This is a genomic window from Candidatus Saccharimonadales bacterium (assembly GCA_040903985.1).
Taxonomy (GTDB): domain Bacteria; phylum Patescibacteriota; class Saccharimonadia; order QS-5-54-17; family QS-5-54-17; genus JBBDUI01.
This window is the reverse complement of sequence record JBBDUI010000002.1, coordinates 490,938-504,029: the sequence shown is the minus strand read 5'-3', so window position 1 is coordinate 504,029 and position 13,092 is coordinate 490,938. Positions and strand designations below refer to the sequence as shown.

The following is a 13,092-nucleotide window of genomic DNA, read 5'->3' as shown; positions in this document are numbered from 1 at the left end:
CCTACTCCCAGCGGAAAACGCGGAAAGCGATAGCGTAGATCACTACCGCCCAGACGGCCAGCAAGCCAACTTCGAGACCGAGCTCAAGAATCGTCCGACCCTCGGTGATGATTAGACGTAAACCATCGACTAGTGGTGTAAGTGGAAAGAAGCCGGAAACCGTTTGTAACCACTCGGGCATTAGAAAACGCGGGAAGAAAACCCCACTTAAGAACATCATCGGGAATGCGATCAGGTTTGCCAGCGGAGCGGCCTGATTCTCATTCTTGGCCCAACCACCGGCAGCTAGCCCCACACCGAACAGCACTATGGTACCGAGAATAGCTAGTAAGACTAGACTAATGTAGTCGCCGCGCATACTGACGTTGAAGAATAGCAGGGCGGTAGTAAACATCACCCCGATCGCCATCACTCCGACGGCGGCATTACTGAGCACATTACCGGCAAAGTACTGCCAGACCTTAATCGGCGTAGTCTGATAACGCCGCAGGATGCCCTTCTCCTTCATGCGGGGAAAGACAGTGGTAGGACCGAAGATACCGAGTGAAAGAATAGTAAACCCTAAGAGACCAGAGAAAATATAGTCTAAACTCGTCAGGCCTTCACGCGCAGTCGGTGCGGTTGCTACACTAAATGGCGTTTCGATCGGCACTAGCTCGGCATTAATATCGGCGAAAATGCTCTCGAGAATCGAGCCGAGAGCTACGCCGGCCTGTTCATTGCCCTTATCATACGTTACCTCAACCTGACCACTCGGAGAGCCATCACTAGGTCGGATTGCACCGAAGCCACTCGTTAGCACTACTAGGGCGTCGATCGTGCCACGACTCATCTCCTCTTGGGCGGTATCTATGTCGGTCACCTCCTCGGAAACCTTAAATATCTCATTCTCTTCCAGCTGCTCAGTGAAGTCTTGTGCAAATTCGCTCTCGGACTGATTAATGAGGGCGATATTGAAAGAAACGCCGGAGTCCTGGCCGAAGAGGCCACCGAAAACCAATAGAAAGATAAGCGGGAAGATGAAGACGAAAAAGATGCCGACCTTATCCCGAAACAGCCGCTTAATATCGATCTTAGCAAAAGTTAGTATAGGTAGTAGACTGCGCTTAATCATTCGCGTAGATCCTTCCCGGTCAGGTCGATAAAGACATCCTCAAGGTCGGCCTGTTCGACGTGTTGCTCTTTCTTAAAACCACGCTTGAGTAGATCTGCCACCAGCTTTTTCGGCGTATCGAGTGCGATGATGCGGCCATTGTCCATGATGGCCACCCGATCGCACAACTTCTCCGCTTCTTCCATATAGTGCGTAGTTAAGATAACTGTTACGCCCCGCGCCTTAATCTCGCGAATTAAACCCCAAAGATTGCGTCGCGCCTGTGGGTCAAGTCCGGTAGTCGGTTCATCTAAGAAGAGTACCTTAGGCTGATTAACTAAGGCTGTGGCGATCGAAAAGCGTTGTCGTTGCCCGCCGGAGAGCTTCTCTGGGTAGCTCTGAGCCTTCTCCGCCAGTTGAACCTCTTCTAAGAGAGCAAGTGGGTCGACTCGCCGCCCATAAGTAGAGGCGAAAAACTCAAGCAGTTCAGTTAGTTTAGTTTTCTCTTCAAAGGAAGGGGTCTGAGGCTGAACACCAATAATCTCTTTAACCTGCTGTGGCTGCTCGGCTACATTCAAACCGTCCAGTACGGCAGTGCCCCCATCGATCTCGCGAATCGTCTCGATCATCTCTAAGGTAGTCGTCTTGCCGGCACCGTTCGGCCCTAAGATCCCAAACACCTCTCCGGCCTTAACCGTAAAACTAACACCATCTACCGCTGTGATATCGCTGTAGTGTTTAACTAGATTGTCGACTTTGAGAATCGTTTTTGCCATTACAATTAAATATAACACCGTCATATCACTGGGAGCAATGCAAAATGACCCGCTCAATAAATAGACACCCTCCGAAGAGAGTGTCTATTGGTCGCTTGAAGGGTTAACTTAAGCGCGCTTGAGAGTAAGGAAGCCGTTGCGTGGGTTCTCAGTAACGACGAAACCTTCTGGTAGTGCGTCGATTGACTCACCTGGTTTAGCTTCTTTAGCGAAGTAGTAGATTCGCTGTTGACGTCCACCGCGTAGAGTTACGTCCTTTGAATGAAGGTAGTAAGTAACTCCCTTTGAATTCACGTGTGAATATGCCATGTCTCTCTCCTTATTACTTATGACTGACCCCAGAATATACCTGAGACACCCCTGATGTCAAATTATTCACCACTGAAGCATAAGGGTCTTGCACCTATACGCAGGCTAATCTACAATAAACACCAGTATAAATAAGCATAAGAAAAGGAAGAGTAATGGAAGGATTAGGACAACCACACCAAGTGCGTGGCCAACAAGCGCAGTATGACAATGCAGGGCAGTCAGCAGCTCAAGGTCAATCGTCTTCAACCAATAAATGGTACCGCCCGACCCTAGAGAGTAAGATCGCCGTGATCTTGATATCGGCAGCAGCATTAATAGTATTAATCGCGTTTGCTATGGCTATCTTCAGTGGCAAGAATGGTGCCGCTAGCCACATTAACGAGGACCAATACCAGGCCGTCTTCCTGACTAATGGCCAAGTTTACTTCGGTAAGATCAGCTCGATGAGTAGCCAAACGGTAGTCCTAGAGGACATCTACTACCTACAGGTCGATCAACAGCTGCAGCCGGAAGAGGCTAGCAGCGAAGAACCTCAAGTCAGCCTAGCTAAGCTCGGTAACGAGCTACACGGACCGGAAGATCAGATGTTTATCTCACCGGAAGAGATTATCTTCTGGGAGAACTTGCGTGTAGAAGGCGATGTCTCGCAGGCTATCGAAACCTTCCGTGAGAACGGTACTAACCCGGCAGCCGCCGAGGAAGAGGAAGAGTAGTTTAGACCCCTATCTCTTTCGCAGCCTAAACAGGCCGGTAGGAAACTACCGGCCTGTTTTATGTAGTAAGCGACGAGTGTGATAACGAGCGTAGAGCCAAAGTGCAATAACGGTACTTAACACTGCACCAAACAGAGCGAGACCGGGTGTATCCCATATCCACAAAGGTGAGTGGTAGGTATAGCTAAAGTTTTTAATATCAGGTAGTTCGACTTCCGCTACTTCACTACTACGACTGTCCACGTACTCTAGTACACACTGCGCGTTCTCCGTTACATGTCCGCGGTCCTCTTCACAGACCCGTACTGCCTCATCGTAGAGACTGCCGTCGACAGTATCATCCGTACTGGCCTGAGCTTGAGCACTAGCTCGCGCATGCTCACCGACTAAGACGATATTGATACTGGCATTCATGTGAGTAAAGACGAAATCACGCAACGTACCTTCCACCTCGGGACGAACATCTTCTCCGCTCCGGTCACGCTCGATTAAGCGTAGCTTCATATTATTAGCTGTAATGTTGTTATGTCGCAGCCCTAGGATGGCTACGCCAAGTAAAATAACGGTTAGGGCGACGAAATATCTAGCTTTCATATATATATCCTACCACTTGTACGCAGTGGACGGGACTACTTAGCCGATTTATCCACCTGATCCAGGCGCAACCACTTAACCCCAAAGTAAACGACAGCGGCGATAATGAGGAGATCAACTAGCGTACTGACGAAATTGCCCCAGCGTAGCTCCGCCTCACCGATCGTAAATGTAGCCGCAGCTAGATTATCAACATCCAGTAGTAGCCCGACTAACGGGTTAAAGATGTCGTTCACTAGCGACTGTACCGTGGCGGTGACGACAGTTCCGATAATGATACCGACAGCAAGTCCGATCACTCCCTTGCTGCGGATAAAATCTGCAAATCCACGTAATTCTTCGCGCATACGGGTCTCCTTTTTTGTCTGTACCTAAACTAAATATCACCCCTATCATGCCAGAATCAATGCGTAGCAATCAACTTCCCTATCTGTTACTATCGGGGTAATGGAACTGGATTTCTTAACTACCTGGATTAACGAACACGCTCTGGCTATCTTGTTTATCATCGCCCTGGCCATACTAACCCGTCGTTTTGGTATGGTGCCGCTCGAAGGCTTTATCCGCCGGGCAGTCAAGACCAGTCGCTTCCAGACCGAAGCCCAGCACAAACAGCGTGAACAGACCCTGCTCGATGTGTCCGCCGGTGTCTTCAGTCTACTGGTCTGGATGATCGCGATTGCGGCCATCATCTCCCAGCTCGAGATCGATCTCCGGCCACTTCTAGCCGCCGGAGGACTAGTCGGTATAGTAATTGCTTTCGGCGCGCAGAAAGTCATGCAGGATATCTTCGCCGGTCTCTATGTCATAGTCGAGAACCAGTACCAGATCGGTGATGTAGTCGATCTCGACGGAGACGTCGGTACGGTGGAAGACATCTCTCTCCGAATGGCTGTCTTGCGTGATCTCGACGGTACCGTCCACCACGTACCCCACGGTACCGTGCAGCGATCGAAGAACCTCTCTAAAGAGTACGCTCGGGTTAACCTCGATATCGGTGTCGACTACAGCTCAGATATCAAAAAAGTTATCGAGGTGGTCAATCGGGTCGGGGTTGAGCTGGCCCAGGATGAAGACTGGCAGAAGCGAATCATTACGCCACCGCAGTTCCTGCGTATCAACGATTTTGCCGACAGCGCCATCGTGATAAAAATCATCGGTGAAACCAAACCGCTAGCTCAGTGGGAGGTGGCCGGCGAGCTACGTAAGCGGCTGAAGTTCGCCTTCGACGAGGCCGGTATCGTCATCCCATTCCCCCAAAGCGTCGTCCACGAGGCTGAAGGGACAGAGGCCCATATATCAAAATTGAAGAAATAGAATCTTACTTATCACTAGCATTTAAATTGCTATAATGCAGGGATGAGTAAAAACGATTTTGCCCGCGAACCGCGTTTCTCTTGGCTATATGCGATATTAAACTGGCCTCGACTTATCATTAAGCGCTTGTACGCCTGGATGATGAAATGGGGTGATTCCCCTCAGGCTGAGAAAGCTCTCTTCGGCTTCTCTTTTACCGAAAGCTCATTCTTTCCCATTCCCCCTGACCCTTTATTAATTACTATGGTTATGGCCAACGCCCGAAAGTGGGTACGACTAGCGCTTATAACCACCGTCGCTTCTGTCCTAGGCGCACTGCTGGGTTACTTCATCGGCTTCGCCCTATTTGAGACTTTAGGTCAACCCATCATCGACTCCTATGGTCTACAGGAAGACTTTGACTCGGTTGGTGAGAGTTACGAACGTAACGCCTTTATCACTATCTTCACCGCTGGCTTTACACCGATTCCCTTTAAAGTCTTTACCATCGCTAGTGGCCTTTTTCACGTTAATATCATTACCCTGATCCTTGCCTCTCTGCTTAGCCGTGGGGGGAGATTCTTCATCGTGGCCTGGCTCTCCCAGAAGCTGGGGGCGAAGTATAAAGCTAAAATTGAGCGCTATATCGATATCCTCGGCCTGGCCTTTATCGCTCTGCTGGTAGGCGGATTTGTTGCTCTCCGCTATGTGGTGTAGGCTAGTAAATAGTTATGGCAAAACCGATAGTAAAAGTAGCGGATTTCAACCTCACCCTCGGCGGTAAAAGTATCGTACGTGATATGAATTTCGAGGTGCAGCCCGGTGAGGTGTTTGCTTTTCTCGGAGCTAACGGCTCTGGTAAGACCTCGACTATCCGTAGCTTACTCGGTATCTATCGTCCCACCAGCGGCCACTTACACGTCAACGGTGAGCAGTACGGCCCTCATATGTCTGACATCGTCGGCTATCTGCCGGAAGAGCGCGGCCTATATACCCGTAGCAAAGTAATAGATACTATGACCTACTTCGGGGAGCTTAAGGGTATGACTCGGGCTGCTGCTAAAGAGTTCTCGCACGATTACTTAAAACGCGTCGATCTCGATCACCTAGCTACCACCAAGGTGAAAAAACTTTCTGGCGGTCAACAGCAAAAAGTACAACTCGGGGTAGCTATTATGAACGATCCTAAACTTTTGATCTTAGACGAACCGACGAAGGGCCTAGACCCGGTCAACCGAGTGTTACTGATGGATACAGTGAACGAACTGCGTGATAAGGGTACCGCTATTATCTACATCACCCACCTAATGGAAGAGGTCGAACGTATCGCTGATCGACTGATTATCATCCGTGACGGCGAACGAGTAGCTTACGGTAGTGTCCCTGAGGTTAAGAAAGAGTTTAAAGCCAAATCGATCGAAGAGGCCTTCGTCGCACTCTACCGGGGAGATAAATCATGAGCCATAAACTCAAATCAGTCATTCGCCATGAGTACCTGACTATCGTCAAGCAACCTGCTTTCTTGCTCACTATGCTAGCCCTACCCATTTTCATGGCGGCCATCTTCGGCCTCAGCTACTTTGCTCAGCATACGGCCGACAGCAATATCGATGAGGCTGCCGAACGAGTCGAGAATGTAGTGGTAATAGACGAAAGTGGCCTCATAGACCCGGATATAGTTGCCGCCTCTAACCTTGAACTGCGTCCGACTGCAGCCAAAGAAGCTACCGTTGAGGCAGTCATAGATGAGGAGCTAAGTGGCGTAATTATCTACCCGGAGAAGCTCAAGGAGACCCGCCAGTTTGAAGTGATTATCAGCGGTGGTGATGACTTTGTGGTCTCCTCGGCTATATCGGAAGTTGCGAGTCAGCTCTTACACAGTAGCTTGATCGCGCCCATCGGGGATCCAGAGATTGTAGCCCTGATTCAGCAAGGTACTACTGGTGATTTGACAACGTATGAAGACGGGGAGCGACTTCCTGGCGCTGCCGGCTACATCGTACCGGGAGTATTCCTAGCTATATTCTTCATCGTCCTGCTCTTCTCTATGGGGTATATGCTCCTAGGTGTCGCCGAAGAGAAAGAGAACCGATCGATGGAGATGGTACTAAGTTATGTCCGACCTCGGACTTTGATAACGGGTAAGCTATTCGGTGTCAGCCTAGTAGCTCTCACCCAGCTACTCTTCTTCCTTACCTTAACCGTGACTGGTATCTTTACTGCCCGCAGGTTTGAAGACCAGATCGGTCTCCCGCTCGATATCGACTTCTCAACCCTAGTCTTCGACCCGATGGCGATTATTATCGGCTTTCTCGTCCTTGTCTTCGGTTTTCTCTTCTTTGCCGCCCTCATGAGTGGCGTGGCCTCAATGGTACCCGGTGTCAAAGAAGCTAACTCCTTCTCCAGCGTCTTCTTTATCTTACCCTTCCTCCCCTTCTACTCTTTCGGAGTAATAACTACTGCGCCAGGAAGTGCCTTAGTGAAATTCCTCACCTTCTTCCCGATCACTTCGCCCACCACCTTGCTGTTCCGTAATACTTTCGGCAATATCGATGCTCCTGAAGCCGCTGCTGCTATCACGGTCTTAATCGCTTCCACTGTACTTGCCTTCTTGCTCGCAGCCAAACTCTTCCGTCTCGGTGCGCTCGAGTTCAACGATCGCCTAAAGCTATCGAGCCTGTTTAAAAAGTAGCCTAAAAAAAGCCCACGGTAAGCAAGGCGTAAGCCGCTATCACGATGGGCATAAGGCTAAATATATTCTGATGTGGTCGGGGTGGTGAGACTCGAACTCACGATCTCCTGCTCCCAAAGCAGGCGCCTTAGCCACTAGGCCACACCCCGATAGGTACTCACTTATTCTGTCAAACTATCAAGAAATTCTCTACCCTTTCCTGATTTAAGAAACTTCTCGCGATAGATCGCATCTCTTTTACTCTCATAATATTCGCTATAAATCACAGACCAGACACCGGCCTGGCCAGTGTAGCCTTTGTGATTCGTATTATGCTTTCTGATACGCTCTTCGAGACTAGAAGTATATCCAATGTATCTTTTGCGGGTTATTGAATTCTGAAGCACATATACACAAAACACGCTTCTTACCCCCGATCTTCCGCCTCAGGCGGACGCCTTAGCCACTAGGCCACACCCCGGTGTACACATTGATCGGCACCTTCCGCCACTTTAATCTTCAAAAAGTGTCCGATCGGACAGGTTTTGAAGATTGTCCCGTGATTCCAGCGGAGGAACTGATTAATCTGACGTACGGTTGTTGATTATAACTATTCAGGGGTAATAAATCTACACTAGAGTGTAGTACGCGCATGAATTTGCGCTAATACTCGTAATGTCTCCTCATCAACTAGCCGGCCTTGACCTTGATCAGCATAAACAAACTCAACCTGTAGCATGAAATGCTGACCTTGGTTGTCCTTACTGTAAGCTTGTTTTAATCTCCCTGATGTCAAAAAGGTATTTCCTTCTACCTCATCGACTCCTTGCCAAGCTGCTCCGCTATCGATATCGAAGGCAGAGACAGTGCGGCGAACAAGCGATTGAACCGGAGTCGTGCACCCGCCAAAACTAGCATCCTCGCAGTGTTCCAAGAGAAGCAAACGAGCTGTACGCGGATCAAGGCCGGTAATTGGTGGCTGGGCACCGTGCATCTCGACGGCAAACACATCGTATCCCCACGCCGTATATGGTGCTCGGGCTAAACCGATTCGGAGCACATCGCTCACACTTTCGGTCTCAATTTGCTCGTAAATTTCTCGGGCTGCTATTGTAGGGGACGAAATCTCGCCGTTACCACGGTAGCCACCTTCCGGAGACATTAGCGAACAGCTTCTTTGAAACGTTTACCGACTCGAAAGCGAGGCATCTTCATTTCGGGAATGTGAATTTCCGCTTGGGTACGAGGATCGACGCCGCGGCGGGCAGCACGCTTACCTAGGTCAAACACACCAAAACCGGTGATAGACACTTTATTGCCCTTAGATACTTCCTCGACTACTAGTCCGGTAAAAGTGTCGAGCCACTCCTCAGCTTGACGTTTGCTCACCTTTTGTCGGCGGGCCAGAGTATTAATAAGTTCGCGTTTCGTCATTGCTGCCTCCTATTCCTATAATGGCTATTATAAGCCGTAATGCGCTTAACATCAAGCTAGAGGTAATCGACAATCGGGGTTATTGACTCCGACAAGCCAGTATCTGGATTAATCTCAATTAGTGCGGCGCAAAACTGAAAAGGTGAGTCGTGAGCCAGTTCATTGCGCCCTTGGCGCTCACCGCGCCAACGCTTAATAATGACATCGCTAGCTACTCCCAGAGATGAGTTAAGCGTGCCGACCATACCGACATCACTCATGTGAGCCGTACCCTGGGGCAAGATCCGAGCATCGGCCGTCGGTACGTGCCAATGATCTCCGATTACGGCAGCAACCCGACCGTCGAGATACTGACCGATGACTACCTTCTCACTGGAATAATCACCGTGGAAATTAACGATAGTAGCTACAGCTTCTGCGTGGTGCGCCGCTAAGATCTCGTCGATGACGTGGAGGGGATTGTCGATCGGCTTATCAGCATCCTTGCCGACAATCTGGCCCATCAGGCTGACTAGTAGCAACTTTCCGCATGCGGTATCGAGATACTTATACTGCATGCCCGGGGTACCTTCGGGATAGTTAGCTGGTCGAGTCACGGGACTGTTCGGGTCTTTTAACAGCGGGATCAGATCGGCCGCCTCAAAGATGTGGTTTCCGCTCATAAAACCATCGATGCCGCAGCCACGTAGCTCATGATAGTGGGCTACACTCATACCCTTGCCATGGGTGACGTTCTCGGCCTGAGCTAAGACGATGTCCGGAGAAAAGCGGTCTCTCAACTGCGGCAGATGAGTCGCTACCAGCTCTCGGCCAGGGCGACCCATCACATCACCGATGTAGAGCAGCTTCATATACGCGAACCCTACTTAGCGTACTCAATCGAACGAGTCTCGCGAATGACGTTAACCTTTACCGTACCGGGGTACTGCAAAGTACTTTCGATCTTATCCGCGATATCGCGGGCCAGCTTGATGGAGGAAAGATCATCCATCTCTTGCGGTCGGACGAAGACACGAATCTCACGACCGGCCGATATAGCGTAGGACTTCTCAATGCCCTTGAAGCCGTTAGCCACGTTCTCCAGCTCTTGCATACGCTGGATGAAGTTCTCCATCGACTGGTTGCGAGCGCCTGGTCGAGCGGCACTGAGGGCGTCTACCACCCGGATAACCAGTGCCTCGACCGTAGTGGCTTCCACATCATCATGGTGGGCCTCGGCGGCGTGTGCTACCGCCTCCTCGATACCATACTTACGAGCCATCTCGCCCGATAGGTGGTGGTGCTTACCCTCCATCTTGTGGGTCAAAGCCTTACCCATATCGTGGATTAGAGCGGCATATTTACACACCCGCACATTAGCACCGATCTCCTCGGCAATCATACCGGCCATATGGGCCATCTCGACGGAGTGCTTAAGCACGTTCTGACCGTAGGAAGTACGGAACTTAAGCTCACCGATAAGATGAATAATCTCTTTCGGGATACCGACTATACCGACATCACGAGCGGCCTCATTACCGGCTGCGATGACTTCTTTATCGATCTGAGCTTGGGCTTTATTGACCACCTCTTCGATACGACCGGGGTGGATGCGGCCATCTTTCATCAAAGTCTCCATCACTACCCGCGCTACCTGCCGGCGAATAGGGTCGAAACTGGAAAGTACAACTACACCGGGAGTATCGTCCACCATGATGTCGACTCCGGTCGCTCGTTCTAGGGCCTGAATGTTGCGGCCTTCCTTACCGATAATACGTCCCTTCATCTCATCGTTTGGCAGGGCTACCGAGGTCACCGTTTTCTCCACCGAGACGTCACTGGCTAGCCGCTCCATGGCAGCCACGATGATGGCTTTAGCATTATCTTCCGCTTCCTCAGCGGCGTCTTCTTTCATCTTATTCACTAGCCCAACTAGGTCTTCCCGCACGTCCTTCTCGGTCATCTTCATGAGTCGATCAGCGGCATCTTCACGGCTGAGCTTGGCTATCTTCTCTAACTTCTCCTGGCTCTTGGACCGAATCTCGACCAGTTCGGCCTTAAAACTCTCAATCTCATCTTCGGATTTACGAATCTTCTCCGAACGCTTATCTAACTCTTCCAGTTTGGCATCCAGAGTATCTTCTCGCTTAATCAGGCGCTTCTCGATCTCCGTCAGCTCTTTGCGGTGCGTCTTCTCCTCAACCTTAGCTTCATCGGTAATCTTGGTCGCCTCTTCCTTGGCTTGGCGCACGATCTCTTTACCTTTTTCCTCGGCCTCACTTAGCTGTTTCTTAACCCGACTCTCGGCATCTCCTAGTACACGCTTGGTCTGCGCCGTCTTAGCTCCAAATCCCAGGGCAGCACCTACTACAGCAAAGATTACTGCAATCTCCATATCTCTTCCTTCCCCCTACGGACCCGTAACCGGCGTAATGTGTAGATATCTGTCTAATACAAGGTATAAACTGCGCCAGGTTGAGGTATCATAGGAAATTTAAATTAACAACATCTATACCACTTACTATAGAAGCTCACGCGCCAGAACGCAATTTAACGCTTGAGATAATCCCGGTCGAAGACTGATGTGCCGTCTGGTTCGGTGCGAAATAGATTCTCATCGTTGATATCTACCATCTCACTCATTAAGTTATAAGCTTCAAACAGTCGAGTTTGTGGTTGTGGTTCTAACTTAGCTATAGAATCGTAACGATAAGTGTCGGCTAGATCTTGTTCTAGCTTGTGCACTAACTTCGGATTTAGTAACAATAAGCGGCGAAATGGACTACGGATCTTATGCGATCCTCCGGTCAGCACCCTGGCCGGCTGGAAGTAAGCCATAAAGTTTAGTGTCCCAGGTCGATCATCGGCCGGGCGTTCATCAGCCACAAAGCTCTCCACATCGGCATATTTAGATAGTGGTGCCGGCTGAAAATTCTTAAATAATGGTTGCAGCTCAGGTGAGAGCTTGTAGGGGAATACTACGTAGTTTCCAACCCAGACGGGGGTGGCAACATAGGTGCCCCGCTCAAATTGGCCGTTAACCACCGAAAGATGACCCCCATCGAGGCTGTCATTTTCTGTATCATTAGTAAGCTCGAAACCGAGCGTCTCTCTACTCATCCATTACCTCACGCGCCGCTCTGGCACATTTAGAATATTCACTACCTCTCTTAAGGTAGTCCAGCCTATAAAAAGGCCATACTCCTTAATACACTTCCAGAGGTGATAAAGCAACTGCTTATGCTTTAATCTCGCCCTACCTTTTCCTTGCTAATATTTGTACTAAATTTCTTACGATCGTGAGAGATTTAGTACAAATATCCGAATACTAGGGGAGATGACGCTATTTTCTAGGCTGGGTGATGTTAGCTTCGCCACCGTAGAAAGGTAGTACCTGACCGCCTGGCTTAGTGTCTTTAAGCTCAGTCACACCGTTAGTTAGCCAGTCATTCCCACGCATAGCTACAATCGGTAGCTGCAGTGCATAAGCCATGGCGTTAGCCACGCTCAGGCCGATCCGCAGACCAGTGAAAGAGCCGGGGCCGGCAAAGGCAACGATGCCATCCAGCTGTTCCGGCGTTATTTCCGCCTGATGCAGTAAATCATCGATATGACGGTGGAGCTGAACTGAAAGTGCACGATCCGACCGCCAGATGTCCTGATACGCTATCTCACCCTTAGGTGTGAGCAGGTAAAGCTCAGTTACAGGGTTATCAGTCTTTAGTCCCAAGATCATGACAGCCGCTCCAGCAGCTGAGCGTGATGGGGACCATAAGCTAAAACCGTGACATGCCGGGCTGTTTCACTTGTAACCGTAATGTTGATTCGCAATCGATCAGAAGGAAGGACATCACTCACGATATCGCTCCACTCGATGACAACAGCGACCTTAGGATCGTCTATACTCTCACGTAACTCCTCGGCAATCACTCCCGGCTCATTCAAGCGATAAAAATCGAAGTGGTGCAAATCGCACTTATTACCATGATAGATACGGGAAACGGTAAAAGTCGGACTCATCACCTGATCGTCCGACTCTAAACCTCGAGCCATACCACGAACCAATGCCGTCTTTCCGCCGCCTAGATCGCTGACTAGCTCAACTACTTCACCACCTCGAAATTGAGCCCCAAGCCGAGCCCCTAAGCTCAAGGTGTCATCAAGCGTTTCCAGCTCGGTTTCGTAAGTATTGAGTGGTTTCATCTTCTCTTATAGTAGCGCTCC

General features: G+C 50.0%; 17 protein-coding genes and 1 tRNA gene. 5 read left to right on the top strand and 13 right to left on the bottom strand.

The window, feature by feature from the left end:
• Position 1 precedes the first annotated feature (1 nt).
• The 3 genes from WD467_02695 to WD467_02685 all read right to left on the bottom strand — a co-directional run bounded on the left by WD467_02695 (position 2) and on the right by WD467_02685 (position 2,178).
• The gene (locus WD467_02695) at positions 2-1,114 is read right to left on the bottom strand and encodes an ABC transporter permease (GenBank protein ID MEX2452797.1); all 1,113 of its coding nucleotides are present in this window, start codon (positions 1,112-1,114) and stop codon (positions 2-4) included.
• On the bottom strand, positions 1,111-1,869 hold the full coding sequence (locus tag WD467_02690) for an ABC transporter ATP-binding protein (protein ID MEX2452796.1): 759 nt from the start codon (positions 1,867-1,869) through the stop codon (positions 1,111-1,113). Before WD467_02690 ends, WD467_02695 begins: the two co-directional genes overlap by 4 nt.
• 108 nt (positions 1,870-1,977) lie before the next feature.
• Positions 1,978-2,178 carry a hypothetical protein gene (locus WD467_02685; protein ID MEX2452795.1) on the bottom strand — a complete coding sequence of 67 codons (201 nt, stop codon included), beginning with the start codon at positions 2,176-2,178 and terminating at the stop codon, positions 1,978-1,980.
• 155 nt (positions 2,179-2,333) lie between these two features.
• Between WD467_02685 and WD467_02680 the strand changes: the two genes are divergently transcribed.
• Positions 2,334-2,894 (top strand): hypothetical protein, encoded by a 561-nt coding sequence (locus tag WD467_02680; protein ID MEX2452794.1) that lies wholly within the window; start codon positions 2,334-2,336, stop codon positions 2,892-2,894.
• 45 nt (positions 2,895-2,939) lie between these two features.
• Here the strand turns inward: WD467_02680 and WD467_02675 are convergent, their stop codons facing one another.
• Both WD467_02675 and WD467_02670 read right to left on the bottom strand, forming a co-directional pair.
• Entirely contained in the window at positions 2,940-3,488 is a 549-nt protein-coding gene (locus WD467_02675; GenBank protein ID MEX2452793.1) for a hypothetical protein, read from the bottom strand.
• A gap of 35 nt (positions 3,489-3,523) precedes the next feature.
• Positions 3,524-3,835, bottom strand: coding sequence for an MscL family protein (locus tag WD467_02670; GenBank protein ID MEX2452792.1), 312 nt, complete (start codon positions 3,833-3,835; stop codon positions 3,524-3,526).
• Positions 3,836-3,935: 100 nt separating this feature from the next.
• Between WD467_02670 and WD467_02665 the strand changes: the two genes are divergently transcribed.
• Genes WD467_02665 through WD467_02650 form a run of 4 tightly spaced genes read left to right on the top strand, consistent with a single transcriptional unit; the run spans position 3,936 to position 7,476 of the window.
• Positions 3,936-4,805: a mechanosensitive ion channel family protein gene (locus tag WD467_02665; protein ID MEX2452791.1), complete on the top strand. Its 870-nt coding sequence runs from the start codon at positions 3,936-3,938 to the stop codon at positions 4,803-4,805.
• A 42-nt stretch (positions 4,806-4,847) separates the two neighbouring features.
• Complete coding sequence (locus WD467_02660; protein MEX2452790.1) at positions 4,848-5,501, top strand: YqaA family protein; 654 nt, start codon at positions 4,848-4,850, stop codon at positions 5,499-5,501.
• 14 nt (positions 5,502-5,515) lie between these two features.
• On the top strand, positions 5,516-6,244 hold the full coding sequence (locus tag WD467_02655; GenBank protein MEX2452789.1) for an ATP-binding cassette domain-containing protein: 729 nt from the start codon (positions 5,516-5,518) through the stop codon (positions 6,242-6,244).
• Positions 6,241-7,476, top strand: a complete 1,236-nt coding sequence (locus tag WD467_02650; GenBank protein ID MEX2452788.1) for an ABC transporter permease — start codon at positions 6,241-6,243, stop codon at positions 7,474-7,476. The genes WD467_02655 and WD467_02650 overlap by 4 nt, the downstream gene beginning before the upstream one ends.
• Before the next feature lie 73 nt (positions 7,477-7,549).
• On the opposite strand, the gene WD467_02645 is transcribed toward WD467_02650, so the two are convergent.
• From WD467_02645 to tsaE, 8 genes are all read right to left on the bottom strand, one after another.
• A tRNA-Pro gene (locus WD467_02645) sits at positions 7,550-7,625 on the bottom strand.
• 464 nt (positions 7,626-8,089) lie between these two features.
• On the bottom strand, positions 8,090-8,617 hold the full coding sequence (locus WD467_02640) for a hypothetical protein (protein ID MEX2452787.1): 528 nt from the start codon (positions 8,615-8,617) through the stop codon (positions 8,090-8,092).
• On the bottom strand, positions 8,617-8,889 hold the full coding sequence (locus tag WD467_02635; protein MEX2452786.1) for an HU family DNA-binding protein: 273 nt from the start codon (positions 8,887-8,889) through the stop codon (positions 8,617-8,619). The genes WD467_02640 and WD467_02635 overlap by 1 nt, the downstream gene beginning before the upstream one ends.
• Before the next feature lie 56 nt (positions 8,890-8,945).
• A complete protein-coding gene (locus tag WD467_02630; protein ID MEX2452785.1) occupies positions 8,946-9,740 on the bottom strand; it encodes a TIGR00282 family metallophosphoesterase in 795 nt (264 codons plus the stop codon).
• 11 nt (positions 9,741-9,751) lie between these two features.
• The gene (rny, locus tag WD467_02625) at positions 9,752-11,263 is read right to left on the bottom strand and encodes a ribonuclease Y (protein MEX2452784.1); all 1,512 of its coding nucleotides are present in this window, start codon (positions 11,261-11,263) and stop codon (positions 9,752-9,754) included.
• 155 nt (positions 11,264-11,418) lie between these two features.
• Complete coding sequence (locus WD467_02620; GenBank protein ID MEX2452783.1) at positions 11,419-11,988, bottom strand: hypothetical protein; 570 nt, start codon at positions 11,986-11,988, stop codon at positions 11,419-11,421.
• A gap of 223 nt (positions 11,989-12,211) precedes the next feature.
• Entirely contained in the window at positions 12,212-12,604 is a 393-nt protein-coding gene (tsaB, locus tag WD467_02615; protein MEX2452782.1) for a tRNA (adenosine(37)-N6)-threonylcarbamoyltransferase complex dimerization subunit type 1 TsaB, read from the bottom strand.
• Complete coding sequence (gene tsaE / locus WD467_02610) at positions 12,601-13,071, bottom strand: tRNA (adenosine(37)-N6)-threonylcarbamoyltransferase complex ATPase subunit type 1 TsaE (protein MEX2452781.1); 471 nt, start codon at positions 13,069-13,071, stop codon at positions 12,601-12,603. The genes tsaB and tsaE overlap by 4 nt, the downstream gene beginning before the upstream one ends.
• Positions 13,072-13,092 lie beyond the last annotated feature (21 nt).

What these genes read in the sequence shown, in the direction of transcription:
- WD467_02695 (MEX2452797.1), bottom strand. Translation starts at nt 1,114, where the DNA reads ATGATTAAGCGCAGTCTACTACCTATACTAACTTTTGCTAAGATCGAT.
- WD467_02690 (MEX2452796.1), bottom strand. Translation starts at nt 1,869, where the DNA reads ATGGCAAAAACGATTCTCAAAGTCGACAATCTAGTTAAACACTACAGC.
- WD467_02685 (MEX2452795.1), bottom strand. Translation starts at nt 2,178, where the DNA reads ATGGCATATTCACACGTGAATTCAAAGGGAGTTACTTACTACCTTCAT.
- WD467_02680 (MEX2452794.1), top strand. Translation starts at nt 2,334, where the DNA reads ATGGAAGGATTAGGACAACCACACCAAGTGCGTGGCCAACAAGCGCAG.
- WD467_02675 (MEX2452793.1), bottom strand. Translation starts at nt 3,488, where the DNA reads ATGAAAGCTAGATATTTCGTCGCCCTAACCGTTATTTTACTTGGCGTA.
- WD467_02670 (MEX2452792.1), bottom strand. Translation starts at nt 3,835, where the DNA reads ATGCGCGAAGAATTACGTGGATTTGCAGATTTTATCCGCAGCAAGGGA.
- WD467_02665 (MEX2452791.1), top strand. Translation starts at nt 3,936, where the DNA reads ATGGAACTGGATTTCTTAACTACCTGGATTAACGAACACGCTCTGGCT.
- WD467_02660 (MEX2452790.1), top strand. Translation starts at nt 4,848, where the DNA reads ATGAGTAAAAACGATTTTGCCCGCGAACCGCGTTTCTCTTGGCTATAT.
- WD467_02655 (MEX2452789.1), top strand. Translation starts at nt 5,516, where the DNA reads ATGGCAAAACCGATAGTAAAAGTAGCGGATTTCAACCTCACCCTCGGC.
- WD467_02650 (MEX2452788.1), top strand. Translation starts at nt 6,241, where the DNA reads ATGAGCCATAAACTCAAATCAGTCATTCGCCATGAGTACCTGACTATC.
- WD467_02640 (MEX2452787.1), bottom strand. Translation starts at nt 8,617, where the DNA reads ATGTCTCCGGAAGGTGGCTACCGTGGTAACGGCGAGATTTCGTCCCCT.
- WD467_02635 (MEX2452786.1), bottom strand. Translation starts at nt 8,889, where the DNA reads ATGACGAAACGCGAACTTATTAATACTCTGGCCCGCCGACAAAAGGTG.
- WD467_02630 (MEX2452785.1), bottom strand. Translation starts at nt 9,740, where the DNA reads ATGAAGCTGCTCTACATCGGTGATGTGATGGGTCGCCCTGGCCGAGAG.
- rny (MEX2452784.1), bottom strand. Translation starts at nt 11,263, where the DNA reads ATGGAGATTGCAGTAATCTTTGCTGTAGTAGGTGCTGCCCTGGGATTT.
- WD467_02620 (MEX2452783.1), bottom strand. Translation starts at nt 11,988, where the DNA reads ATGAGTAGAGAGACGCTCGGTTTCGAGCTTACTAATGATACAGAAAAT.
- tsaB (MEX2452782.1), bottom strand. Translation starts at nt 12,604, where the DNA reads ATGATCTTGGGACTAAAGACTGATAACCCTGTAACTGAGCTTTACCTG.
- tsaE (MEX2452781.1), bottom strand. Translation starts at nt 13,071, where the DNA reads ATGAAACCACTCAATACTTACGAAACCGAGCTGGAAACGCTTGATGAC.